Source organism: Alkalibacter mobilis, from assembly GCF_015594845.1.
GTDB classification, from domain to species: Bacteria; Bacillota; Clostridia; order Eubacteriales; family Alkalibacteraceae; genus Alkalibacter; species Alkalibacter mobilis.
The window spans coordinates 43754-65832 of the sequence record NZ_JADNRK010000001.1 but is presented as its reverse complement, the minus strand read 5'-3'; the positions used below and the strand labels follow the sequence as shown (position 1 = coordinate 65832).

General features: G+C 40.4%; 23 protein-coding genes. 22 read left to right on the top strand and 1 reads right to left on the bottom strand.

The features are described from left to right. The first annotated feature begins 7 nt into the window (after positions 1-7). From IWB18_RS00315 to IWB18_RS00300, 4 genes are all read left to right on the top strand, one after another. Entirely contained in the window at positions 8-703 is a 696-nt protein-coding gene (locus tag IWB18_RS00315; protein ID WP_195681590.1) for an ABC transporter permease, read from the top strand. After that, a complete protein-coding gene (locus tag IWB18_RS00310) occupies positions 693-1430 on the top strand; it encodes an ABC transporter ATP-binding protein (RefSeq protein ID WP_225877712.1) in 738 nt (245 codons plus the stop codon). Before IWB18_RS00315 ends, IWB18_RS00310 begins: the two co-directional genes overlap by 11 nt. A gap of 81 nt (positions 1431-1511) precedes the next feature. Further along, positions 1512-2654, top strand: a complete 1143-nt coding sequence (locus IWB18_RS00305; RefSeq protein WP_195681589.1) for a DUF2974 domain-containing protein — start codon at positions 1512-1514, stop codon at positions 2652-2654. 135 nt (positions 2655-2789) lie between these two features. Then, positions 2790-4193 carry a LysM peptidoglycan-binding domain-containing protein gene (locus IWB18_RS00300; protein WP_195681588.1) on the top strand — a complete coding sequence of 468 codons (1404 nt, stop codon included), beginning with the start codon at positions 2790-2792 and terminating at the stop codon, positions 4191-4193. Positions 4194-4257: 64 nt separating this feature from the next. On the opposite strand, the gene IWB18_RS00295 is transcribed toward IWB18_RS00300, so the two are convergent. Further along, the gene (locus IWB18_RS00295; protein ID WP_195681587.1) at positions 4258-5535 is read right to left on the bottom strand and encodes a serpin family protein; all 1278 of its coding nucleotides are present in this window, start codon (positions 5533-5535) and stop codon (positions 4258-4260) included. A gap of 288 nt (positions 5536-5823) precedes the next feature. Between IWB18_RS00295 and IWB18_RS12680 the strand changes: the two genes are divergently transcribed. The 18 genes from IWB18_RS12680 to IWB18_RS00205 all read left to right on the top strand — a co-directional run bounded on the left by IWB18_RS12680 (position 5824) and on the right by IWB18_RS00205 (position 21959). Further along, positions 5824-6915 (top strand): GerMN domain-containing protein, encoded by a 1092-nt coding sequence (locus IWB18_RS12680; protein WP_195681586.1) that lies wholly within the window; start codon positions 5824-5826, stop codon positions 6913-6915. A gap of 198 nt (positions 6916-7113) precedes the next feature. Continuing rightward, the gene (locus IWB18_RS00285) at positions 7114-7731 is read left to right on the top strand and encodes a hypothetical protein (protein ID WP_195681585.1); all 618 of its coding nucleotides are present in this window, start codon (positions 7114-7116) and stop codon (positions 7729-7731) included. A 15-nt stretch (positions 7732-7746) separates the two neighbouring features. Beyond that, positions 7747-8127, top strand: a complete 381-nt coding sequence (locus tag IWB18_RS00280) for a metallopeptidase family protein (RefSeq protein WP_195681584.1) — start codon at positions 7747-7749, stop codon at positions 8125-8127. Positions 8128-8241: 114 nt separating this feature from the next. Then, a complete protein-coding gene (locus tag IWB18_RS00275; RefSeq protein ID WP_195681583.1) occupies positions 8242-8634 on the top strand; it encodes a hypothetical protein in 393 nt (130 codons plus the stop codon). 31 nt (positions 8635-8665) lie between these two features. Next, complete coding sequence (locus tag IWB18_RS00270; RefSeq protein WP_195681582.1) at positions 8666-9472, top strand: J domain-containing protein; 807 nt, start codon at positions 8666-8668, stop codon at positions 9470-9472. An 84-nt stretch (positions 9473-9556) separates the two neighbouring features. Further along, positions 9557-10171 (top strand): 50S ribosomal protein L25, encoded by a 615-nt coding sequence (locus IWB18_RS00265; RefSeq protein ID WP_195681581.1) that lies wholly within the window; start codon positions 9557-9559, stop codon positions 10169-10171. Between the two features lie 238 nt (positions 10172-10409). Then, positions 10410-11387 carry a sugar-binding transcriptional regulator gene (locus IWB18_RS00260; RefSeq protein ID WP_195681580.1) on the top strand — a complete coding sequence of 326 codons (978 nt, stop codon included), beginning with the start codon at positions 10410-10412 and terminating at the stop codon, positions 11385-11387. A gap of 23 nt (positions 11388-11410) precedes the next feature. After that, positions 11411-12370, top strand: coding sequence for a thiamine pyrophosphate-dependent dehydrogenase E1 component subunit alpha (locus IWB18_RS00255; protein WP_195681579.1), 960 nt, complete (start codon positions 11411-11413; stop codon positions 12368-12370). A gap of 26 nt (positions 12371-12396) precedes the next feature. Beyond that, positions 12397-13383: an alpha-ketoacid dehydrogenase subunit beta gene (locus IWB18_RS00250; protein WP_456298272.1), complete on the top strand. Its 987-nt coding sequence runs from the start codon at positions 12397-12399 to the stop codon at positions 13381-13383. Positions 13384-13478: 95 nt separating this feature from the next. Then, positions 13479-14837: a 2-oxo acid dehydrogenase subunit E2 gene (locus tag IWB18_RS00245; protein ID WP_195681577.1), complete on the top strand. Its 1359-nt coding sequence runs from the start codon at positions 13479-13481 to the stop codon at positions 14835-14837. A 10-nt stretch (positions 14838-14847) separates the two neighbouring features. After that, positions 14848-16611: a dihydrolipoyl dehydrogenase gene (gene lpdA, locus IWB18_RS00240; RefSeq protein WP_207740697.1), complete on the top strand. Its 1764-nt coding sequence runs from the start codon at positions 14848-14850 to the stop codon at positions 16609-16611. A 128-nt stretch (positions 16612-16739) separates the two neighbouring features. Continuing rightward, entirely contained in the window at positions 16740-17555 is an 816-nt protein-coding gene (locus IWB18_RS00235; protein ID WP_195681576.1) for a Cof-type HAD-IIB family hydrolase, read from the top strand. Positions 17556-17570: 15 nt separating this feature from the next. Continuing rightward, on the top strand, positions 17571-17879 hold the full coding sequence (locus IWB18_RS00230; protein WP_195681575.1) for a bh protein: 309 nt from the start codon (positions 17571-17573) through the stop codon (positions 17877-17879). A gap of 18 nt (positions 17880-17897) precedes the next feature. Beyond that, complete coding sequence (gene ispF, locus IWB18_RS00225) at positions 17898-18374, top strand: 2-C-methyl-D-erythritol 2,4-cyclodiphosphate synthase (RefSeq protein WP_195681574.1); 477 nt, start codon at positions 17898-17900, stop codon at positions 18372-18374. Positions 18375-18389: 15 nt separating this feature from the next. Further along, positions 18390-19781 carry a cysteine--tRNA ligase gene (gene cysS, locus IWB18_RS00220; RefSeq protein WP_195681573.1) on the top strand — a complete coding sequence of 464 codons (1392 nt, stop codon included), beginning with the start codon at positions 18390-18392 and terminating at the stop codon, positions 19779-19781. After that, positions 19763-20206, top strand: coding sequence for a Mini-ribonuclease 3 (locus IWB18_RS00215; RefSeq protein ID WP_195681572.1), 444 nt, complete (start codon positions 19763-19765; stop codon positions 20204-20206). Before cysS ends, IWB18_RS00215 begins: the two co-directional genes overlap by 19 nt. A gap of 66 nt (positions 20207-20272) precedes the next feature. After that, positions 20273-21367 (top strand): redox-regulated ATPase YchF, encoded by a 1095-nt coding sequence (gene ychF, locus IWB18_RS00210; RefSeq protein WP_195681571.1) that lies wholly within the window; start codon positions 20273-20275, stop codon positions 21365-21367. After that, on the top strand, positions 21333-21959 hold the full coding sequence (locus IWB18_RS00205) for a glycerol-3-phosphate responsive antiterminator (RefSeq protein ID WP_225877711.1): 627 nt from the start codon (positions 21333-21335) through the stop codon (positions 21957-21959). The genes ychF and IWB18_RS00205 overlap by 35 nt, the downstream gene beginning before the upstream one ends. Positions 21960-22079 lie beyond the last annotated feature (120 nt).

Genomic DNA, 22079 nt, shown 5'->3' with positions numbered 1-22079 from the left:
CCTTTGAATGTTGCTTGAATTTTGGGATGCAATAAAGCTGCTGTCAAATCTTGACAGCGGACTTGCAGAGATAGTACTTTTAACCATATATGTTTCTGGAAGCGCAGTCTTGTTGGCTGCGCTTTTAGGCATTCCGGCGGGCACTTGGCTAGGTATGCAAAAGCAGGGCAAAGTGAAGGGACTTACAAGACTTGTTTATACGCTGATGGGGCTTCCGCCAGTAGTTGGTGGTTTGATAATTTATTTGCTGATCAGAAGACAGGGGCTTTTAGGGACTTTTGGGTTTTTGTATACACCGACTGCCATGATAATGGCCCAATTTTTACTGGCCACGCCAATAGTCATAGGTATGACATCAGTGGCGGTAAGAAGTAAAGGGAAAAATATCCATGAAACTCTGGTTTCGTTGGGTGCAAGGAAGGGACTTATACTAAGGTCCATAATTTGGGAAGCAAGATATGGGATCCTGGGTGCCGTTATAGCCGGATTTGGCAGAGTAGTAGCAGAAGTTGGGGCGGTTATGATGGTAGGTGGGAATATCGAAGGTAAAACCAGGGTCATGACCACTACCATAGTGCTGGAAACAAGAAAGGGAAACTTTGATTTTGCCTTGGCTTTGGGATTGATCCTTTTGATAGTATCTTTTATTTTCAACGTGATCTTATATCAAATTCAGCAGGGAGGAGCCAGCGATGATGAATGAGATATTGAAGATCAAAGGATTAAAAAAATCATATGGAAAACGAACAGTGCTGTCAGTGAAAGAATTGAGCATTGAAAAGGGCAGTGTGATGGCCATTATAGGACCAAGCGGGGCAGGGAAAAGTACATTGCTTCGCATTATAAACCGCCTTGAAACACCTTCGGCGGGAGAAATAGTTTACTTCGGCGATACAAAACTGACTGACCAAAGCGGAAATATAGAGTTGCAGCGGAAGATGACCATGGTTTTTCAAAAACCCACTCTTTTGGATAGAAGTGTGTACGATAATATTGCATTTGGATTGAAAGCACGAAAATTTGAAAAGGTCGAAATTGAAAAAAGAGTGATTTCAGCATTGCAGACTATTGGATTGCTTGAATTGAAAGACCAAAAGGCCAGGACGCTGAGTGGAGGAGAAGCCCAAAGAGTAGCATTTGCGAGAGCCTTGGTTTTGGATCCTGAAATCATACTTTTGGATGAACCCACTGCAAATCTGGATCCGGCAAATGTGGGGATGCTCGAAGCACTGATCAGAAAAATAAATCTTGAAAAAGGAACGACAGTTGTAATAGTCACTCACAATCTTCTCCAAGCAAAGAGACTTGCAACTCATGTGGCATTCTTTTATGATGGGAATTTATTGGAGTACGGAGATATGCACAGGGTGCTTGATGATCCAATCAAGGACAAAACCCGTGATTTTGTTGAAGGAAGAATGATATATTAAGGGACTTTCATCTTTGGGAGGTCCTTTTTTATTGTATAATCAAAGTGTAAGTAAATAAGTGCTTCCTTGGGGGTTGATTGAATGAACAATATATCAGAGTACATAAAATGGAGAGGTGATTTGACTTTTGCTCAGGATCCATTGAATGAAATAGACGGTTTGGTCTTTTCGATCATTGCGTACAGCGACTTTAAATACATAGTTAGCGGAGTGAACGATACGATAACCCTTAGAGAGGCCGCTGACAGGTTTTTTGACGAAAAGGATATTTCTCATTTGAAAGAAGTGCCTTTTTTAAAAGACATACCGGAATTTTTATATTTGGTATCCAGGTGCAACAGGTTCAAGGATTTACTTTTATCCAATTACGTGGAAGAAACTGACATGGAGGAGACAGTTCAGTTTTGCGCTGTAACATTTACTCTGCCGGATGGATCGCATTTTATTGCTTTCCGGGGTACAGACGATTCTCTTGTGGGATGGAAGGAAGATCTCAATATGAGCTTTTTGGAAGAAGTACCGGCTCAGGCAGAAGGAGTTGTTTATACTGACGAAATTATGGAGCAACTTCGGGGAGATTTTGTTGTGGGAGGGCATTCAAAGGGTGGCAACATTGCAGTTTACTCAGCCATCAGATGTAATGAGACGATCAAAGACAGGATCAAAAAAATATATAATTACGATGGGCCGGGTTTTCATGAAACAGTGATTCAAAGCTCAGAGTATAAAAAGGCCGTAGAAAAAGTCCTGACGTATCTTCCGGAATCCTCCATAGTAGGTCTTATGCTTGAGCAAAAGGCGAAATACAAAGTAGTAAAGAGTTCAGGTCTCGCTCTTATGCAGCACGATCCTTTTATTTGGAAGGTGGAAGGAAAAACCTTCTTGTATGGAAAAGAATTATCCAAAAAAAGCAAAGATATAAATGATACGATCAAGGCTTGGTTGAAACATCTCAATCAGGAAGAAAGAGCCGGTTTTGTAGATGCGCTTTTTTCCATATTGGAAGAGACAGGAGTTTCCACAATAGGTGAAATGAATAAAGAAAAATTTTCTGTAGCATTTGGGATGATCAAGGCGTATACAAATCTTGAAAGCAATGCTAAAGAGCATCTTAAAACCGTTATGGATATTTTGATCGAAGAAAGTCAGAGGACATTCAAGAATTCAATTGGAGCGGATATTCAATCCTTCTTCAGAAAAGACAAAAACAAAAATAAAAAATAATATTGTGTGATTATAGACTGGAAGGCAACAACTCTGGTTTACAATGAAGATAAAAGTGGTATAAATAAGATGCGGCGGGAATGTCATATATCATGAAATTTCGGCAAAAGCTTATCTTAAAATGAGGTGAATAAAATGATCGGAAGAATCAAAAGAGGTGGAGGCTTGCTGATCATACTGGTTCTGATTGCACTAATGACCATGATCGATCCGGTAATGGCGGCAGACTCACAACTTGTCTCCCGAGTAAACACCACTCAAAAGATGATGGCACTTACCTTTGATGACGGGGCAGACGGGGACAGTATCCCTCAAGTGCTTCAAATTTTGAAAGATCACAACGTGAAATCCACTTTTTTCGTTACCGGAAAAGCCGCAGAAGATCATCCAACATTGATTGAAGACATTTTCGAAGCTGGTCACGAAATTGGAAACCATTCTTATTCACATCCTGATTTCACCAAAATTACAGCATCTCAAATCGCCACAGAACTTCAGAAGTGCGACAGTTTAGTCGTCAACATAACTGGAAAGTCGACAAAACCTTACTTCAGGCCTCCCTTTGGTTACTACAACAATGATGTTTTGGCGGCAGTTGGCAGTGCTGGATACTCCAAAACGATACACTGGACAGTCGACACCATCGACTGGCGAGGTGACTCTGTAGCAGATATAACAAAGAGGGTCATGGATAAGGCTGGAAATGGGGCAATAGTATTGATGCACGTGGGTGCGGGCGCGGTAAATACGCCTTCAGCGCTTCCGGGGATAATCACCAACTTAAAATCCCAGGGGTATAAACTTGTAACAATTACAGAATTATTGGCCGGATCTACAGGTACGACCTATGTGGTAAAATCAGGCGATACACTGTCATCCATAGCACAAAAATACGGAGTAACGATACAGGCAATTGCAACTGCAAATAACATTAGCAACGTAAACTACATTTATGTAGGGCAGACATTAATAATACCTACGGGATCTGTTTCACCCACCCCAGACCCTGCTCCCGTTACAACGATCAACTACACTGTAAAATCAGGAGACACGCTCTGGGCTATAGCACAAAAATACAATGTGACCGTACAGTCGATAACTTCACTGAACAATATAACGAATGCCAACTATATTTACGTGGGACAGGTATTAAAGATACCGTCATCTTCTTCGACACCTGCACCACAACCTGCTCCTGTGCCAACCCCCACGACCGATACAAAATATACGGTAAAAGCAGGGGATACACTTTCAGCAATTGCTCAAAAGTATGGGGTGACAATACAGTCCATAGCAACAGCGAACAAAATCTCCAATGTAAATTACATATATGTGGGGCAAGTTTTAGTGATACCGGGAACATCGACTCAGCCTGTGCCTGCTCCAACAACGGAGCTGAAATACACTGTTAAAGCAGGAGATACCCTTTGGGCAATATCGCAAAAATACGGTGTAACAGTGCAGGCGATAGCCGTAGCCAATAAGATCACAAATACAAATTATATTTACGTAGGTCAGGTTTTGATAATTCCTCAATAAACAAAAACGAGCAGGCGCTACAGGGCGACTGCTCATTTTATATGGTGATATTTAAATTTCGAAATCAATCGAGTTTGTTAAGGACTCCTATAAACAGTGGCAGGTCAGTTCGATTGTCCAAAATTCCGAATATAAAAGGCCTGTCAAGTTTGACTGTTTTTGTTTCCACGTAGGATTCGTCCTTTACCTCAACCTTGGTCACGGCACCGGCCTTTGTACCTTTTTCGTCAACGCTTATGAAAGTTTTATGAATAACATCACCAATAAACAGATTTCCTCTTGAGGATCTGCCCAATTTGGATAAATCGGCGACTTTCGGATCAAATGCGTCAGTCATTCCTAAAGATTTTAGAAGGTCATTCATTTTTAGCTCGTATTCAAATTTGAACTTGGGTGTGGTAGCCGTTACTAAAGTATCCTCTTTGTTGTCAAACATGTTTAACAGCGATTGGGAGTCCAGGCCGTTTAAATATTTTTCGACAGTCGTATTTTCGTTGGGCAGTATGGCAAAAAAGCTGTAATCTTCGTCGACGTAAGGTTTTATAAAACCAGTTGAAGATCCATCTGACAAGAAAATGTTTTCTTCAGAAGTCATGTAACTTGCATTTTGTTCTTTGGAATCTGATGCAGTGAAAATGCCGGTACTAAGTTGTTCTTCGCGGTAGATGTTTTTCCATTCACCATCAAACACCATTGCATTGATCAAATACATGACCGTATCTTCATCGATTTGATCGATGATTTTTTCGATCAACCCATCAGTTTTATTTTTGACCCAATGATTTATATCTGTCAGTGTCTGTTCGTCAAATGCCGATTTATAGGCAGAGGCGCCGTAGTAATCGGCATTAGTTTGTAAAAATTCATCCTCAACGTGCAATCTGTCCTCATCATCTCTAAACCAGATGGAGTTGGCTATGGAAAGCTTTGACTTGTCTTTGCTGGGCAAGTTGTTCGTGTACGTATGCAGGTATTCGTTTAAAACCTGGATAGTAAGGTCTTGACCAAGCACTTCTTCCATTTGTGATAAAGTATTGTTTTCCGCTCCGTTGGCGGTCATGGATAGGGCTAGCATTACCGATAAGGGAGAAAGCAATGTGTTTTTATCATCTTTTAACGATCCTTTGAGCAAATCTAAAGAAAAGTCCATATTGCGCTCAATGAAAATGGAGTCGGTTTCCTTGCCGTCCGTGACCACTGGAGTCATGCCTTTCATTAAATCCGTAGATTCGATCTGAATTGAAGTCGTTGAACAAGAAGTCAGAAAAAGAATCGCAGGGATGATCCCGACCAACACGAATACAAGTACCAATCTTCCAAATGAAACATTATTATTTTTCAATTCTGAGTCACTCCTTTTGTATCTTCAATGATTTTGACGCAGGGAAAGAGAAAAAGTTCCCGAATATTAATTTTTACAATACACTTTTATCAAATTAGTTCGTCATAATCGCATCAAAATGGTAAATTTACTGTAAACATGATTGATGAAGGTCGCAAGGTAGTATAAGTAAGGTGTGAGATCCAAGTGGGGAGAAAAGAGCAGTAGGCGAAAAGAATTAAGAATAAAGAAGAAATTAGAAAGAGATGAATCATAACTGGAAAATAAGTGTAAAGGAGAGGAAAAGCGGTGAAGAACAGCAAGCTTTTTATCGTGTTTTTGGTTTTGGCAATGATTTTTGTTGCAGCGGCTTGTGGAAATGGTCAGACGGACAACGGAGACAATGGTGACAACGGTGACAATGGAGATAACGGTGGCAACGGAGACGGCGATAATGAACCCATCGTTTTAAATGTGGAGGATTATTATCCATTGAGAGAAAATGTTCACTACGTGTACGAAGGCATGGGAAATGAATTCGCTTCTTACGATTTGTATATCGATTATCTTGAAGGAAACAAGGTTCAATCAAGGATAAACAATGGTGGAAGCGAAACCATACAAGTGATTGAAGTTGGGGACGACAAAATTACTAAATTATATTTTGAAGGCGAGGTTTACTATCGGGAGAACAAGATAAACAAAGTAAACAGAAACGAAGTGCTTCTTGCCGAACCCATAGAAGTCGGCAACAGTTGGACTTTAGAGGATGGAAGTGTTCGTACCATAACAAGTATTGATGTAAGCGTTACGACACCAATGGGCGTTTATAAAGCTATAGAGGTAAGTACTGAGTTTGCCCAGGTGGAAGGTCAAACTTCGACAGATTATTACGCAAAAGATTTGGGTCTCATTAAGTCAGTTTTCAAAACTGAAGGAGAAGAGATAACATCTACTTTGAAAAATATGTATGAAGATGTAAAATTAACTCAGCATATAATGTTTTTCTATCCTTCTCTCGATGATGAAACTTACTACTATCAGACAAAACCGGTAGAATTCGAAACCAATGACATAACCCGAAAGGTTTTGGAAAAAGAATATAAAAATGAATCTCCAAGCACTGTCTTGACCGAGAATACCGAAATAAACTGGCTCTATTTGAATAACGACGGCATGGTATACATAGATGTGAGCGGAGATTTTGTAACTGAAATGAATGCTGGTGCAGCATATGAAAGCATGATATTGCAAGCATTGGCGAATACTATAGGAAACTACTACGGTGTAGAGAGGATTCTTTTGACTCTAGATGGCGACCTATATGAATCAGGTCATATTTTGTTGCAGCAAGGTGAGTATCTTACAGTAAATATGGAAGATGCGGAAGAGTTGGAATAAAATTAAAGAAATTGACCAAAAATCAGCTTTTGAATCTTGTAAAATCCCGAGATTAATGCAATAATAGTTTTCGAGGGGTTTTTACGACAAGACGTTTCATTTCAACATGATAGCAGAGTTTTGTCTGATATGCACCAGCGTACAAAAGGCTCCGATACTAATAGTATTGGAGCCGTGCCTTTTCCGGGGGGATATTTAATGGAGAGAGTTGTAGACTACATCATATCGTTGACAAATTTATATGGATTCGTGCATAAAAACAGGGTGGTGCAGATATATAACATGCAACATTCAGACAAAATCAGCACAAAAACCATTGACAGCTATTTAAATACGGCTCATCGGGAGATGGAAAAGAATTTTATCGAGGTATTTGGCAATTATTTTGTTCACGAGACCATAATGGAATTTGATGAATTTGAGTTTTACATGGAAGAAAAAAAGAATAAACCCTTCTATGTCCCCGACAAGGAGGAATTGCTTAAATATAAGAATGGTTTATATTTTGAAATCACCGAAGAGTACACCCGATTGCTGGATCACATCACGCTAAATTTTTATGACGGGGACCGGAAAAAGGCTACGATGTTGGCTGAAGACATACAAGGCTATTGTGAAATGTGCTTTTCAGCTGAAGAATTCATGGAATTATTCGAGCACAGGGGAATAGCCTTTAAAGATGCTGAGCAATTGGACCATCTTTTAAAACTGGTAAGTGAAACTTGCGATAATACCCGGATTTGGAATCATAATGGATTTACATCCAAGGAAATGCGGGATATGAACGACGAGTTGGTGCAGTTTGCAAAAAATTGAATGAAGAGGATTTGAATGATCACAATAGATGAAATGGAAATTTTGCTTGAGGAAATAATCGAAGAGTTCCCGGAATTATTGTTCAAAGACTTGAACGGAGGGATCATTCTATTGCCAGAGGTTAAAACCAACGATATCTCGGATAGTGGAGATCTCTTTATCCTGGGTCAGTATCATCGGGGGGGAGTTATGGGAAGGTACATAACCCTGTATTACGGGTCTTTTATGAGAATATACGGTAATTTGAGTAAGAAAAAATTGAAGGAGAAGTTGACCAAAACTTTGAAGCACGAATTTATTCATCATCTGGAGTCAATGGCAGGAGAGAGACATTTGGAAATCGAAGATCGAAAATATTTGGAAAACTACCTGAACAATAAAAAAAATAATTTATGATCCGATATCTGTTTTTCGGTATCGGATCTTTATTTTTTTGAAATTAAGCTAATTTTCAGAAAAAAAATATATACTGTATACTGTTTATCATACGAATTTGAAAGAAGTGATCGAATGAATGGAATAAAGAAAATAATGCAGGGAAGATACGGAGGAGACCAACTGTCGTTTTATATTTTGGGACTTGCCATGATCATGACCTTGCTTGGAAATCTTTTCTCAACTGAAATATTGTTGTACATCAGTTACCTGCCACTGGGAATTGCCGTGTACAGAATATTTTCAAAAGATATAAACAAGAGAAGAATGGAAAACTACAAATTTCATATTTGGATCAGCCCTCTTTACTCTAAATTACAGAAACTGAAATCAAGAATAAGAGACAGAAAAAATTATAAATACTTTAAATGTGAAAGTTGCAGTACCACATTGAGGGTGCCAAAGGGAAAAAACAAGATAATTGTAACTTGTCCAAAATGCAACACCAAATCAATAAAAAAGACGTAAAGAACTTTTATGCGAAGGAGTAATTTTCAATATGGATCAAATCAAAACATTTGCAGGAAGGATCATAAAATACTCGGTATCATTTGTGTCTCGGGTTTTGGAAATATTGATCAAGTCGTTTAATTTTATGGCGAACCTTGTAAGCGGACTGGGGCGAAGTCTCTTTGGTTTGCTGGGGGCAGGGGGATGTCTGTTTTTCTTTTTGTTTACAGGACCTTTTGGACTGCTGTTGTTGTTCGACAGCAAAATATTGTTGACTTTGGGATTTTTGATATTCTTCCCCGGATTGAGCAGAAGGCTGGCATACTTTTTAAAGTACGCCCAATATTCTATTGTTGGGTATTTTGAGGATATTGCTTTTGAATACATTGACGGGAAAGAGAGAAGATACAGCAGATTTTCAGGTTATGCTGAAGAATTCAGAAGAACCGAGGAAGAAAAGTCAAGAAAAGAAAGGGAACGTCAAAGATTTGAACAACAGCGTCAATGGCAGGAAACCTTCAGGCAATGGAACAGTCAACAGGGAAACCAATGGCAGCGTTCTTACACGAATTACGGTGGTTATCAAAGTAACCAGCGGGAAAATTTTGGGGGATTTGGCGGTTTTCAAAATTCAGAAAGCATGTTCAAACAGGAATACGAGAAGAGTTGCAAAATATTGAATGTAGATACAGATTCTGACACTTCAAAAATCAAGAGCGCCTATAGAAGTCTGGCCAAAAAATTCCATCCGGATATCAATAAATCTGCAGATGCGACAAAGAGATTTCAAGAAATAAACGACGCTTATGAATTTTTGAATGAAGAAAACATTATTAGATATAAAAAGGCCGGTTGATCAGAGAATTTGTAAAGCAGAAGAATTATTTTATAAAATATGGTATAATGAGGCAGTAAGACTAACATACGGGAGGAAAAAATTATGAAAATAAGTTGCGTTAAAAGAGACGAGACTGGTTCCGGGGCGTCCAACAAACTGCGAAGAGAAGATTTTATCCCCGGTGTAGTTTATGGAAAGAATAAAACCCCTGAAAGCATATCTTTAAGCAGAAAAGATATGGATACCATTCTAAAAGAACTGGGCAGCAATGCAATTCTTGATTTGGAAATGAACGGTAAACCTTATCATGTAATGTTGAAAGATATTCAAAAGGATGCAATACTGGGAAATGTCTTGCATGCGGATTTTATGCAGGTAGGAAAAGATCAAAAGGTTGTGGTGGCAGTGCCGGTTCATTTGGAAAATGCGGAAAGTCTGCACAACGAAGGAGCTTTGGTCCATCATCTGGATTATGTAGAGGCTGAGTGCTTGTCAGACAGCATACCAAAGAGCATTCATCTGGATGTTGCCGAATTAAAAGTAGGAGAACACTTTACCGTTGCGGAACTTGTTGCGGGAGAAGGTGTCAAGATACTGAACGATCCTGAAGAAGTGGTTGTTTCCTTGTCTCAATTCAGAGTTGAAGAAGAGGAGAGTGAGGAAGAGGAAAGAACCGAGCCTGTGCTGATCGGTGAAGAAGAAGAGGAAACAGAATAATTGAAGTTTAATAATTTGCAGGTGCCTGAGGCGCCTGCTTTTTTAATTGGGTTGCAAATAGTGAGAAAAAGCTCAAAAGAGATTAATAACTCTCTAAAGTGGTATAAGAATAATGTCTGTTGATTAAAAAAAATTTCAGATATTGTTGAAGTGCCCAGAAAATAGTGGTATCATACAATTAAGTAAGCAAATACTCGATAGGTGAGCATATTCTCACTTTTCAAAAGGCGGTGAGATATTGACCAAAGAAGAAAAGCGAAGACAGATGATCAAAATAGCAAAATACTATTATAATGACAAACTTACACAGGAAGAGATAGCTGAAAGAATGAGCTTGTCAAGACAGAAAGTAGGCAGGATAGTTCAAAAACTGATACCCGAAGGAGTAGTGAAAATCGTAATTGATGATTCCTTTGACGACTATATAGATCTTGAGCAAAACCTTGAGAAAGCTTTCGGCTTGAAAGAAGTTATAGTGGTTTCTACAAGGGATACTGCTCACATGACCATGGATTCATTGGGAATCGCCGCTGCAGAGTATCTTGATAGAACTTTAAAGCACGATATGGTGCTTGGTGTTGCCTGGGGAAGGACTCTGGCATATGCTTCTCAACATATTTTGAGGGAAAAGACTAATTACAATTTGTCGGTGGTACAACTTGCCGGCGGAGTATTTTCTGCAGATCAGTTCATTGAGGGTCAATTAAAGAATCAGTTGTCGAGCCAATCGGGTGAAATCACCAAGGATATTTCATTAAAACTTGGGGCAAAACCATATCTTATGCATAATCCGCTATTTGTAGACAACAGTGAAACCAAAAATATTCTAATGCAAGAATCCTCCATCGCTCAAATATTTGACATGGCGAAAAAATGCGACATGGCAATGATAAGTATAGCCAGTTTGGGCAAATCCGTGTCTCCGTTTAAGGAGAACATGCTTGGAGACCAGGAACTGGAGTACCTCAACAGCAAAAGAGCTGTAGGGAATTTTTTGTTTAGATATTTTGATATCCAGGGAAATTTGATTGAAGCTGATTTTTACGACAGACTCATGTGTCCGGATATTGAAGACTTGAAAAAAATACCCATGAAAATTTGTGTATCGGGAACCAGAGAAAAAATCAATGCGATTTATGGTGGTATTAAAGGCGGATTAGTGGATGTACTTATCACTGACTCCGACACAGCCAAAGCACTTTTAAAAAAACAGTAGCATGAAATCAAGGAGGTAGTAAAATGTCATTATCAAAAGAAACTTTAATGGAAATGTACTTAAGAATGAACCACGCAAGATTATTCGAAGAGAAGGTCGCTTATTTCTTCTCAAGAGGCATGGTCCATGGAACGACTCACTTGTCAGTTGGACAAGAAGCTTCAGGTGTTGCTTCAGGAATGGCTCTTGAAAAGGGTGACCTGGCATCCCTTACCCACAGGGGGCACTCCCAGGCAATAGGATTTGGATTGGACATCAACCGAATGATGGCTGAATTATTAGGTAAAATCGATGGATACTGCAAGGGAAAAGGCGGATCGATGCATATAGCCGACATAGAAAACGGTAACCTTGGTGCAAATGGTATAGTTGGCGGTGGGTATTGCGTTTCAGTCGGAGCGGCACTGACTCAACAATATAATAAAACAGGCAAGCTTGTCCTATGTTATGCAGGAGATGGTTCAACAAATGAAGGATCATTTCATGAAGCTTTGAACCTGGCTTCAATTTGGAAACTGCCTGTGATTTTCTTTATTGAAAACAACTTGTACGGAATGTCTACTCACATATCAAACCACATGAATATAAAGGACATTGCAGACAGGGCGAAATCTTACGGCATACCTGGAATAATAGTCGACGGCAATGACCCAATTGAAGTATATGAAACTGTACAAAAGGCTGCTGAAGGAGTAAGAAGCGGCAAGGGACCTGTATTGATAGAAAGCAAAACTTACAGATGGTTGGGCCATTCAAAGAGCGATGCCCAGGCGTATAGGACAAAAGAAGAAGTAAACGAGTGGAAAGAAAAAGATCCTATCGCAAGACTGAGAAAATTCATGATAGACAATAAAATGGCTACGGAAGAAGAAATGGATCAAGTTGAAAAGCAGGCCAAGGAGAACATGGAAAAGGCCGTAGAATTTGCAAAAGAGAGTCCGGAACCACCGGTTGAGTCAGTTACAGAAGACGTGTACGCGTAATAATCGAGGAGGATGAAAACATGGAAATGAAAGAAATGACTTATAAAGAGGCCATTAACCTTGCAATGAGCGAGGAAATGAGAAAAGATAAAAATGTAATATTCATCGGTGAAGACATCGGTTTGTACGGCGGGGCTTTTGGGGTATCCGTTGGAATGTTGGACGAGTTCGGAGAAGAGAGAGTAAGAGATACTCCAATATCCGAAGCGGTCATAACTGGAGCGGCTGCAGGCGCTGCGGCTACTGGGTTAAGGCCTATAGCTGAAATGATGTTCAGTGATTTTATTACGATAGCCATGGATAACCTGGTAAACCAGGCGGCAAAAATGAGATACATGTTTGGAGGCAAGGCAAAAGTACCGATGACTCTAAGACTTCCCACCGGCTCTGGTACAGGTGCAGCGGCTCAACACACCCAAAGCCTTGAGGCTTGGCTGTGTCACGTTCCAGGTTTGAAGGTTGTTTCAGCATCTTCACCTGCAGAAGCAAAGGGACTTTTAAAAGCGGCTATCAGGGATGATAATCCCGTGTGTTTCTTCGAACACAAGATCCTTTACAAGATGAAAGGTGAAGTTCCGGTAGACGATGAATACATATTGCCCCTTGGACAATCATATGTAAGAAAAGAAGGTACTGATCTTACCATAGTTACATATGGGACGATTTTATACAGAGTAATGGAAGCAGTTGAAGCTGTTGAAAAAGATGGAATAAGCGTTGAAGTTATCGATCCTAGAACCCTGTATCCAATGGATACTGAAACCATTGTAGAATCTGTCAAGAAAACCGGACGTGCAATGGTAGTTCACGAAGCAGCCAAAACAGGCGGACTTGGGGGCGAGATCGCAGCAATGATTTCTGAAAGCGAAGCTTTTGATTTCCTTGACGCTCCTGTCGTGAGAGTAGCCGGACTTGACACTCCTATCCCATATAACAGAAATCTTGAAGAAGCGGTAGTTCCAAGTGTGGAAATGATCAAGGATGCCATCTACAAGATAATGAACAGAAAATAAGAAAACATTGATTTTATAGAAATCGTCATGCTGGGCTAGTCGAAGCATCCGATAAAAATTAACGCAGTACAGTGAAATCGAAAGGAGTCGATACAATGGCAACTGAAATCATTATGCCCAAAGCGGGCATGGACATGGTTGAAGGAACAGTAATAAAATGGCTCGTCAAAGAAGGCGACAAGGTCGAGACCGGAGACCCCATTCTTGAAATACTAACAGACAAGGTAAACATGGAAGTCGAGGCCGAAACTTCAGGAACTATCCTGAAAATTTTAGCTGACGAAGGTGATGTGCTGCCGGTTTTGACAGTCATAGGATATATGGGCGAAGAAGGGGAAAGCGTGCCTGATGCAGCCCCGGCACAAACTGGATCTAAAAAAGAGGACGAAGTTCAAGATGAACCCGTTGAAACTAAAGAATTAAAAACAGAAAAGCCCGAGCCAGAGACTTATGTTTCCGAAGGCGGTAAAGTCAGAGCAACACCAGCCGCCAGATTTCTTGCAAGGGAGAAAAACATAGACTTGAAAGCAGTAAAGGGAAGCGGCCCTAAAGGAAGAGTTCATGTGGCAGATGTGGAAGCTTACAAATCTGTTAAAGCAACGCCTTTGGCAGCAAAAATTGCAGACGTGGAAAACATCGATCTGGAAAAAGTGTCGGGTACAGGTTATCAGGGCAAGATCACCAAAGACGATGTACTAAGTAAAACTTCACCGGTTGAAACGGTTGGAAAATCTGAAAAAACTGCTGCAACTGAAAAAGTATCTGGTAAAAAACTTATCCCGCTTGTTGGTATAAGAAAAATTATTGCCGAGAGAATGATCGAAAGTCAACAAAAGGCAGCCACAGTTTCACTGACCATCGAAGCGGACATGACTGCATCAATAGAATTGAGAAGCTCGTTGAAAGACAGAATCCTAAAAGAAAAAGAGTTGAAAATAACTTATACGGATCTTATGATAATGGCGGTCACAAAATCATTGCAAAAATATCCTTTGGTAAATGCAACCATGACCGACGAAGGCATCTTGATGAACGACAGCGTTAACATAGGGTTGGCAGTTGGACTGGACAGTGGGTTGATGGTGCCGGTAATTAATGGCACTGACAAGATGACATTGACCGATATTGTGGCAAGCAGAACAGATGTGGTGACTAGAACCACCAAAGGGAAAATAACTCCTGCTGAGCTGCAGGGAAGTACTTTCACAATCAGCAATCTGGGGATGTTCGATACAGTTTCGTTCACATCCATAATAAACCAACCTAATAGTGCCATACTAAGTGTTGGAACAATTCTGGAAAGAATGAGAGTAGTTGATGGAGAACCGAAAGTCAGATCTGTAATGAACATGACACTTACAATGGATCACAGGGTCATGGATGGTGTTGAAGGAGCCAAGTTCCTTCAATATTTGAAAGATTTGCTGGAAGAACCTACATTGATGCTGCTGTAAATGGCGGAAGATGAAATTGAAAGGAGTCGATACAATGGCAACTGAAATCATTATGCCCAAAGCGGGCATGGACATGGTCGAAGGAACAGTAATAAAATGGCTCGTCAAAGAAGGCGACAAGGTCGAGACGGGAGACCCCATTCTTGAAATACTAACAGACAAGGTAAACATGGAAGTCGAGGCTGAAACTTCAGGAACCATCCTGAAAATTTTGGCTGATGAAGGCGATGTGCTTCCGGTTTTGACAATCATAGGATATATGGGCGAAGAAGGGGAGAATGTTCCTGATGCAGCTCCTGTACAAGCCGAATCTCAAGACAAGCCACAAGAAAGAGCTGTAGCAGAAGCGCCGAAAGAAGAGAAGAAGGAAGCGGCAAGCCAACCAAAATCTGAAGATGCCTACGATGTAGTTGTTTTGGGTGCAGGACCCGGCGGTTATGTAGCTGCAATAAGAGCTGCTCAGTTAGGAGCAAAGACTGCCATCGTAGAAAAACAATATTTTGGTGGAACTTGTTTGAACGTAGGATGCATACCAACAAAAACGCTAGTTAAAAATGCAGAAATCCTTCATCAAATCGATCATGCTGCCAGCAGAGGCATTATTGTTGCAAAGCCTGAAATCGACATGGCTAAAGTAAAGCAAAACAAGGACAAGGTAGTCAAGACTTTGACAGGAGGGATCGGAAGCCTTCTTAAATCAAATAAGGTTGCCATTTTTGACGGTTTGGGAACTGTAAAAAATGACAACACCCTTGAAGTGACGGATGGAAAAGATGCAGGCAAGAAAATTTCGTTTGATAAATTGATCATTGCAACAGGTTCGGTTCCAATGATACCGCCAATTCCGGGATTGGATCTGCCGGGTATAATGACCAGCACTGAAATATTGGATTTGACTGAAATACCTGAAGAGCTTGTCATAATAGGCGGAGGAGTTATTGGATGTGAGTTTGCTACCATCTACAACTCATTTGGAACCAAGGTGACGGTAGTTGAAATGATGCCAAAATTGATACCGAACATGGATGAAGACTTGTCCGCTGAACTTAAGAAACAACTGAAAAAATCAGGTGTTGAAGTAATGACTGAGTCTAAAGTTGAAAAAGTTGAGGCTGCGGGAGACAGATTCAAGGTAACTGTCAGCGGAGCGAATGACACTGAAATAGAAGCCGAAAAAGTTCTGGTCGCAATTGGTAGAAAAGCAAACATGGCAGGACTTGAAGAAATAGATATAAAGAAAGATAGAGTGATCCAGGTGGATGACTATCTAAGGACTTCAAAAGAAAATATCTTCGCAGTTGGAGATATTACAGGCAAGATCCAATTGGCTCACCTGGCATCAGCTCAAGGAATGAAAGCGGCTGAAAACGCAATGGGACAAAAGAAGAAAATGGATTACAGATATGTTCCGAGCTGCATATACACCATACCCGAAATTGGGTCTGTTGGTTTAAGCGAAGAGGAAGCCAGGAAAAAATACGATATAAAAATTGGCAAGTTCCCAATGAATGTCAGCGGTAAAGCCATAGCCATGGGAGAGACTGAAGGTTTCGTCAAGATAATTACAGACAAGAAATACGGCGAGATCCTTGGCGTCCACATAGTTGGCCCCAATGCTACGGAGTTAGTGGCGGAAGCTACGGCGGTCATGAAATTGGAAGGCACCATAGAAGAGTTGGGAGACATAATTCATGCTCATCCGACCATTTCGGAAGCAGTAATGGAAGCGGCTCACGATGTTCACGGTGAGTGCATACATTTACCAAAAAAATAGTATAATAAAGGCCGCGGGTTGATTCCGCGGCTTTCCTGTTATAGGTGAGACACTATGAAAAGGTTGATAAAAGGGCAAATAAGATATAAAATAATGTAAGTTGAGTTTTAAAGAAGGGAAGTTAATGTATGAAATACAAGATGTTCGCAGTGGATCTTGATGGTACTCTGCTCAACAGTCAAAAGGTAATACCCGAAGAAAACAGGGAAGCTTTGTTTAAACTGCAGGAAAACGGGATCAAAGTGGTTTTTTCCACAGGCAGGGTCATGGAGTCGGCTGTATCATATGCCAAAGCGATCGGATTTGAACCGGATTTCGTGGGAGCCAACGGTGCATCAATGGCATACGGAGAAATTCATGAAAATCTTTATATAGAGAAAAACAAAATTTTTAAATACGCAAAAAGATGCCAGGATTTGGGTTTGGGTTTCAATATAATTACAGAAGACCACACTTATTATTACAGGACTTTGGAGTTTTACGACACGTACTATTTTGACAATCCAATGGTGAAGAACAGCGAAGTCCTTTCAAAAAGTCTTTTTCACGATATGGAGGAAATTGCTGCTGATCTTTTGGGTGAAAATGTCATTAAGATGGACATATACAAAGACCCACACCATGGGGTAGATATAATCTGGGACGAACTGGATCACGATCAGCTCAATATAATCCGACCCGAACCAATGTACGTAGAAATTATGAACAAAGAAGCAAGCAAAGGCAACAGCGTAAATCGGGTGGCCGGTCATTACAGCATAAATACGGATGAAATAATTACCATCGGCGACGGAGGAAATGATCTGAGCATGTTTGAAATGTGCGGTTTGTCGATTTCCATGGGAAATGCCAGGGAAGATATAAAAAGGGCGACGATGATGACGGCGGATACCAATGATAATGCAGGAGTAGCAAAAGTTCTTAAAAAATTAAAACTAATCTGACAAGGGGCGGTTAAAATGTCTAACTCTAAAATGGACGCATATCTGTTTTGCATACACTGTGACAATGAAACAAGCCACACTATCGAGTATAAAAACAATCATATCCACAGTGTCACATGCAATAACTGTGGTGTAGAGATAAAAATCGATCATGATTATGTGCGCAAGCATTTTAAAGAAGAATTTGTAGTCAGGGTACTAAGCAAACCTGTAAGAATGACAAAAGAGATGGAAAAAGATCTGACAGGTTTTTTGGTCAGTCTGCCTTTCAGGGTAGTGACGAAACCATTCAGGGTTTATAAAGAATTTCACGAGAATAAATAGCCGGGATTGGAGAAAATAATGCGAATAGGACACGGTTACGATGTACACCGATTGATAAAGGGCAGAAAGTTGATACTTGGAGGGGTGAACATACCTCACGAAAAAGGTTTGTTGGGGCATTCAGATGCGGATGTTCTGGTTCACGCTGTAATGGATTCGATATTGGGAGCCTTGGGATTTGGTGACATTGGAGGTCTGTTTCCTGACACTGACGACTCGTTTGCCGGGATCGACAGTTTGATCTTGCTGAGCAAGGTGTATGAATTAATGAAGGAAAAAGGATTTGAAATTGGAAACATAGATTCCACCATAGTTGCACAGAAACCTAAACTGGCTCCATATATTCCCGAAATGAGAAAAAAAATTGCAGATGTTTTAAGAACCGATCACGACAATGTAAATGTTAAAGCCACTACCGAAGAAGAGTTGGGACTGACGGGAAGACAAGAAGGGATCAGAGCGTACAGTGTAGCCTTGCTCAAGAAAAAACAGTGAAAAGGATGTGTTGTTTTGAAACTGTACAATACACTTACCAACGCAAAAGAAAAATTCATACCCATAGAAGAGGGTAAAGTGAAAATGTATGTATGCGGGCCCACCGTATACAATTTTTTTCATATAGGAAATGCCAGACCATTTATTGTATTCGATGTGTTAAGACGCTATTTGGAATATATCGGATACCAGGTGGATTACGTGCAAAATTTTACTGACGTGGATGACAAAATTATTAACAAAGCTATTGCGGAACAGGTAGATTCCAAAGAAGTATCAGAAAGGTTCATCGAGGAATACTACAAGGATGCGGATGGTCTTGGAGTAAGAAGAGCGACAGTGCATCCCAAGGTTAGCGACAATGTTGAAGCTATCATTGAAATGATAGAAACCCTTGTAGAGAAAGGTCTGGCTTATAATGTGGACGGCAATGTATACTATAGAGTCAAGAAATTTGAAGAGTATGGAAAGTTGTCGAAGCAATCTCTGGAAGATCTTGATTCGGGAGCCAGGATAGAGGTGAATGAAGAAAAAGAGGATCCGCTTGATTTTGCCTTATGGAAAAAATACAAGGAAGGGGAGCCTTGGTGGGACAGTCCCTGGGGAAAAGGAAGACCGGGATGGCACATCGAATGTTCAGCCATGTCGTGCAGATACCTTGGGGAAACCATTGATATACACGGCGGCGGTCAGGACCTCATATTCCCCCATCACGAAAATGAGATCGCTCAATCAGAAGGAGCCAGTGGCAAGAAATTTGCCAACTACTGGGTCCATAACGGATATATAAACATCAACAATGAAAAAATGTCCAAATCCAAAGGAAACTTTTTCACGGTTAGGGAGATCGCCGAGGATTTCGATCTGGAAGTGGTTAGGATGTTCATGTTGTCAGCTCATTACAGAAGTCCCGTAAATTTCAGCAGGGAGCTTATGGAACAATCAAAGGCTGCACTTGAAAGACTGTACAACGCAAGAAACAATCTCGTATTTCTAAATGAAAATTCCAAAAACTCGGATCCCGTATCAAAAGACTGGGAGAAAAAAGCACAGGAGTATAGAAAGAAATTTAAGGAAGCCATGGATGATGACATAAATACTGCAGGAGCCTTGGGTGTGATATTTGATTTGGCCAGGGATGCCAATTCCAGCCTTGATGAGAATTCATCTAGGGGTGATTTGTCTGTAGTTTTGGAAATATTCGATGAACTGACAGATGTTTTGGGTTTGGTCAAAAAACACCGTGAACTGCTGGATGAAGAAATCGAAAATATGATCGAACAAAGACAAGCTGCGCGTAAGAACAAGGATTTTGCACTTTCCGACAAAATCAGAGATGAACTTAAGGAAAAGGGGATAATTCTTGAAGACACGAGAGAAGGGGTAAAATGGAAAAAAATCAACTGATTGCCAAAAACAGAGATTTTTATCCTGATAATATATCCAGGATCGAAGGAAAGTCATTTCAACCGGTAAATCTTGCGTTTATGGGAGACGGAATATATGAAAGTTACATAAGAAGGTACGTGGTGCTGAATCATCCGGGAATGAAAGTTGGGGATCTGCATCGCCTGTGTACAAAGTACGTAAGGGCCACAGCCCAATCTGCTGCAGTAGGAGAATTGGAGAAGGAATTACACGATGATGAACTCTTTATTTTTAAACGCGGGAGAAATGCTGCGACTGCAACCGTACCCAAAAATACTTCAGTTGTCGTTTACAAGAGGGCCACGGGATTTGAAGCAGTGATAGGATATTTGTTTTTAACGGGCAAAAGTGAAAGAATGGAAGAATTGATAGAAAAAGCAGTAAGAATTATTGAAAAAGGCTAAACTGTGATATAATTCCACAGTCAAGAAAAAAAGCTTAAATCAACTAATAAAGGAGAAACAACAATAATGGAAATCGGAATAGTGGGTCTGCCCAACGTGGGCAAAAGCACCCTTTTTAATGCAATAACTCAAGCTGGAGCAGAGTCAGCCAATTACCCGTTTTGTACGATCGAACCAAACGTGGGAGTTGTGGCAGTACCTGATGAAAGACTGGAAAAACTGGCCACGCTGTATAATTCGGAAAAGCTTATCCCGACTGCGATCGAATTCGTGGATATCGCTGGACTTGTAAAAGGAGCCAGCAAGGGAGAAGGACTCGGAAATAAGTTTTTGTCCCATATAAGGGAAGTCGATGCAATTGCCCATGTGGTGAGATGCTTTGAAGACGACAACGTGGTTCACGTTGAAGGAAGTGTAGGACCGCTTAGAGATATAGAGACGATAAATATAGAGCTTATTTTTGCCGACTTGGATGTGGTCGAAAAGAGACTGATGAAAAGCAAAAAACTTTTAAAATCAGGTACAAAAGATCAACTTATGGAGATTGATGTTCTTAACAAGATAAAGGAATTGCTTGAAGACAACAAAATGGTGAGACCCAAATATTTTGAAGAAGATCAGTGGGAACTGGTAAAGTCCTTTCAACTTTTGACATCCAAACCCATTTTATACGTTGCAAATGTTTCCGAAGACGACATCACTGAAGCAGAAGACAACGAAATGGTCAAAGAGCTAAAGGAATATGCAGCTGAAGAAGGCTCGGAGGTCATAAAGGTATGTGCCAAGATAGAAGAGGAAATATCTCAACTGCCACCTGAAGAAAAGGATGAGTATCTTGAAGAAATGGGACTAAAGGAGTCAGGTTTGGACAAAATCATCAAAGCAGGCTATAAATTGCTGGGTTTGATAACATATTTGACTGCCGGACCAAAGGAAGTAAGAGCCTGGACGATAACCGAAGGCACCAAGGCGCCCGGAGCTGCAGGTAAAATCCATACGGATTTTGAAAGAGGCTTTATAAGAGCGGAAGTTACGGCATTTGAAAAACTTATGGAAGCAGGGTCGGATGTAAAAGCCAAGGAGATGGGTTGGACCAGATCCGAAGGCAAGGAGTACGTTGTCAAAGATGGGGATGTTATTCTCTTTAGATTCAACGTATAAATTTGGAGTTGATAAAGTGGAAGATATAAGAGAAGTATTGAAGGATTATCCCATAATACCCGCTTGCAGGACAAAGGACCAATTTAAGGATGCCTTGGAGAGCGAAGCAAGGATAATTTTTGTTCTGGAAGCAAATATTTCAGATTACAAAGAAAAAATCAACGCTGCAAAGGACAGGGGAAAATATTCGTTTATTCACTTTGATTTGATCGGCGGTTTGGCTCAGGATGACGATGCTCTGGAATACTTAAAACAGACTGCTGATCCTACAGGGATCATAACTACCAGAAAGAACTTGATTGCAAAGGCAAAAAAACTTGAAATGAATACTATACAGAGGATGTTCCTAATAGACACCACTTCCATCGCCTCAGCCATAAACATGGCGAGGCAGACAAAACCAGATGCCATCGAAATTATGCCGGGAATAGCCCCAAAAGTAATCAGAGCAATAAAAAACAGAGTGGATATTCCGATAATAACAGGTGGTCTGATGACCGAAGAAGCTGAAATAAGGATGGCCATAAAAGCGGGAGCTGTGGCCGCCTCATTGTCCAAAAAAAAGTTGTGGAACTATAAATACGGGGACTAAAGTTCCAAGTTAATTATTGTTCAAGTCTTGTTTTTAATTATATCCTATTGTAGAATGGTATTCTCAACAACTTATGAATTTACAGTTATGTAATATACATTTTAGGGGAGCAACAAATAT

Excerpts from the sequence above, each read along its gene's own strand:
- IWB18_RS00315 (WP_195681590.1), top strand. The coding sequence starts at position 8 with ATGTTGCTTGAATTTTGGGATGCAATAAAGCTGCTGTCAAATCTTGAC.
- IWB18_RS00310 (WP_225877712.1), top strand. The coding sequence starts at position 693 with ATGATGAATGAGATATTGAAGATCAAAGGATTAAAAAAATCATATGGA.
- IWB18_RS00305 (WP_195681589.1), top strand. The coding sequence starts at position 1,512 with ATGAACAATATATCAGAGTACATAAAATGGAGAGGTGATTTGACTTTT.
- IWB18_RS00300 (WP_195681588.1), top strand. The coding sequence starts at position 2,790 with ATGATCGGAAGAATCAAAAGAGGTGGAGGCTTGCTGATCATACTGGTT.
- IWB18_RS00285 (WP_195681585.1), top strand. The coding sequence starts at position 7,114 with ATGGAGAGAGTTGTAGACTACATCATATCGTTGACAAATTTATATGGA.
- IWB18_RS00280 (WP_195681584.1), top strand. The coding sequence starts at position 7,747 with ATGATCACAATAGATGAAATGGAAATTTTGCTTGAGGAAATAATCGAA.
- IWB18_RS00275 (WP_195681583.1), top strand. The coding sequence starts at position 8,242 with ATGAATGGAATAAAGAAAATAATGCAGGGAAGATACGGAGGAGACCAA.
- IWB18_RS00270 (WP_195681582.1), top strand. The coding sequence starts at position 8,666 with ATGGATCAAATCAAAACATTTGCAGGAAGGATCATAAAATACTCGGTA.
- IWB18_RS00265 (WP_195681581.1), top strand. The coding sequence starts at position 9,557 with ATGAAAATAAGTTGCGTTAAAAGAGACGAGACTGGTTCCGGGGCGTCC.
- IWB18_RS00255 (WP_195681579.1), top strand. The coding sequence starts at position 11,411 with ATGTCATTATCAAAAGAAACTTTAATGGAAATGTACTTAAGAATGAAC.
- IWB18_RS00250 (WP_456298272.1), top strand. The coding sequence starts at position 12,397 with ATGAAAGAAATGACTTATAAAGAGGCCATTAACCTTGCAATGAGCGAG.
- IWB18_RS00245 (WP_195681577.1), top strand. The coding sequence starts at position 13,479 with ATGGCAACTGAAATCATTATGCCCAAAGCGGGCATGGACATGGTTGAA.
- lpdA (WP_207740697.1), top strand. The coding sequence starts at position 14,848 with ATGAAATTGAAAGGAGTCGATACAATGGCAACTGAAATCATTATGCCC.
- IWB18_RS00235 (WP_195681576.1), top strand. The coding sequence starts at position 16,740 with ATGAAATACAAGATGTTCGCAGTGGATCTTGATGGTACTCTGCTCAAC.
- IWB18_RS00230 (WP_195681575.1), top strand. The coding sequence starts at position 17,571 with ATGTCTAACTCTAAAATGGACGCATATCTGTTTTGCATACACTGTGAC.
- ispF (WP_195681574.1), top strand. The coding sequence starts at position 17,898 with ATGCGAATAGGACACGGTTACGATGTACACCGATTGATAAAGGGCAGA.
- IWB18_RS00215 (WP_195681572.1), top strand. The coding sequence starts at position 19,763 with ATGGAAAAAAATCAACTGATTGCCAAAAACAGAGATTTTTATCCTGAT.
- ychF (WP_195681571.1), top strand. The coding sequence starts at position 20,273 with ATGGAAATCGGAATAGTGGGTCTGCCCAACGTGGGCAAAAGCACCCTT.
- IWB18_RS00205 (WP_225877711.1), top strand. The coding sequence starts at position 21,333 with ATGGGGATGTTATTCTCTTTAGATTCAACGTATAAATTTGGAGTTGAT.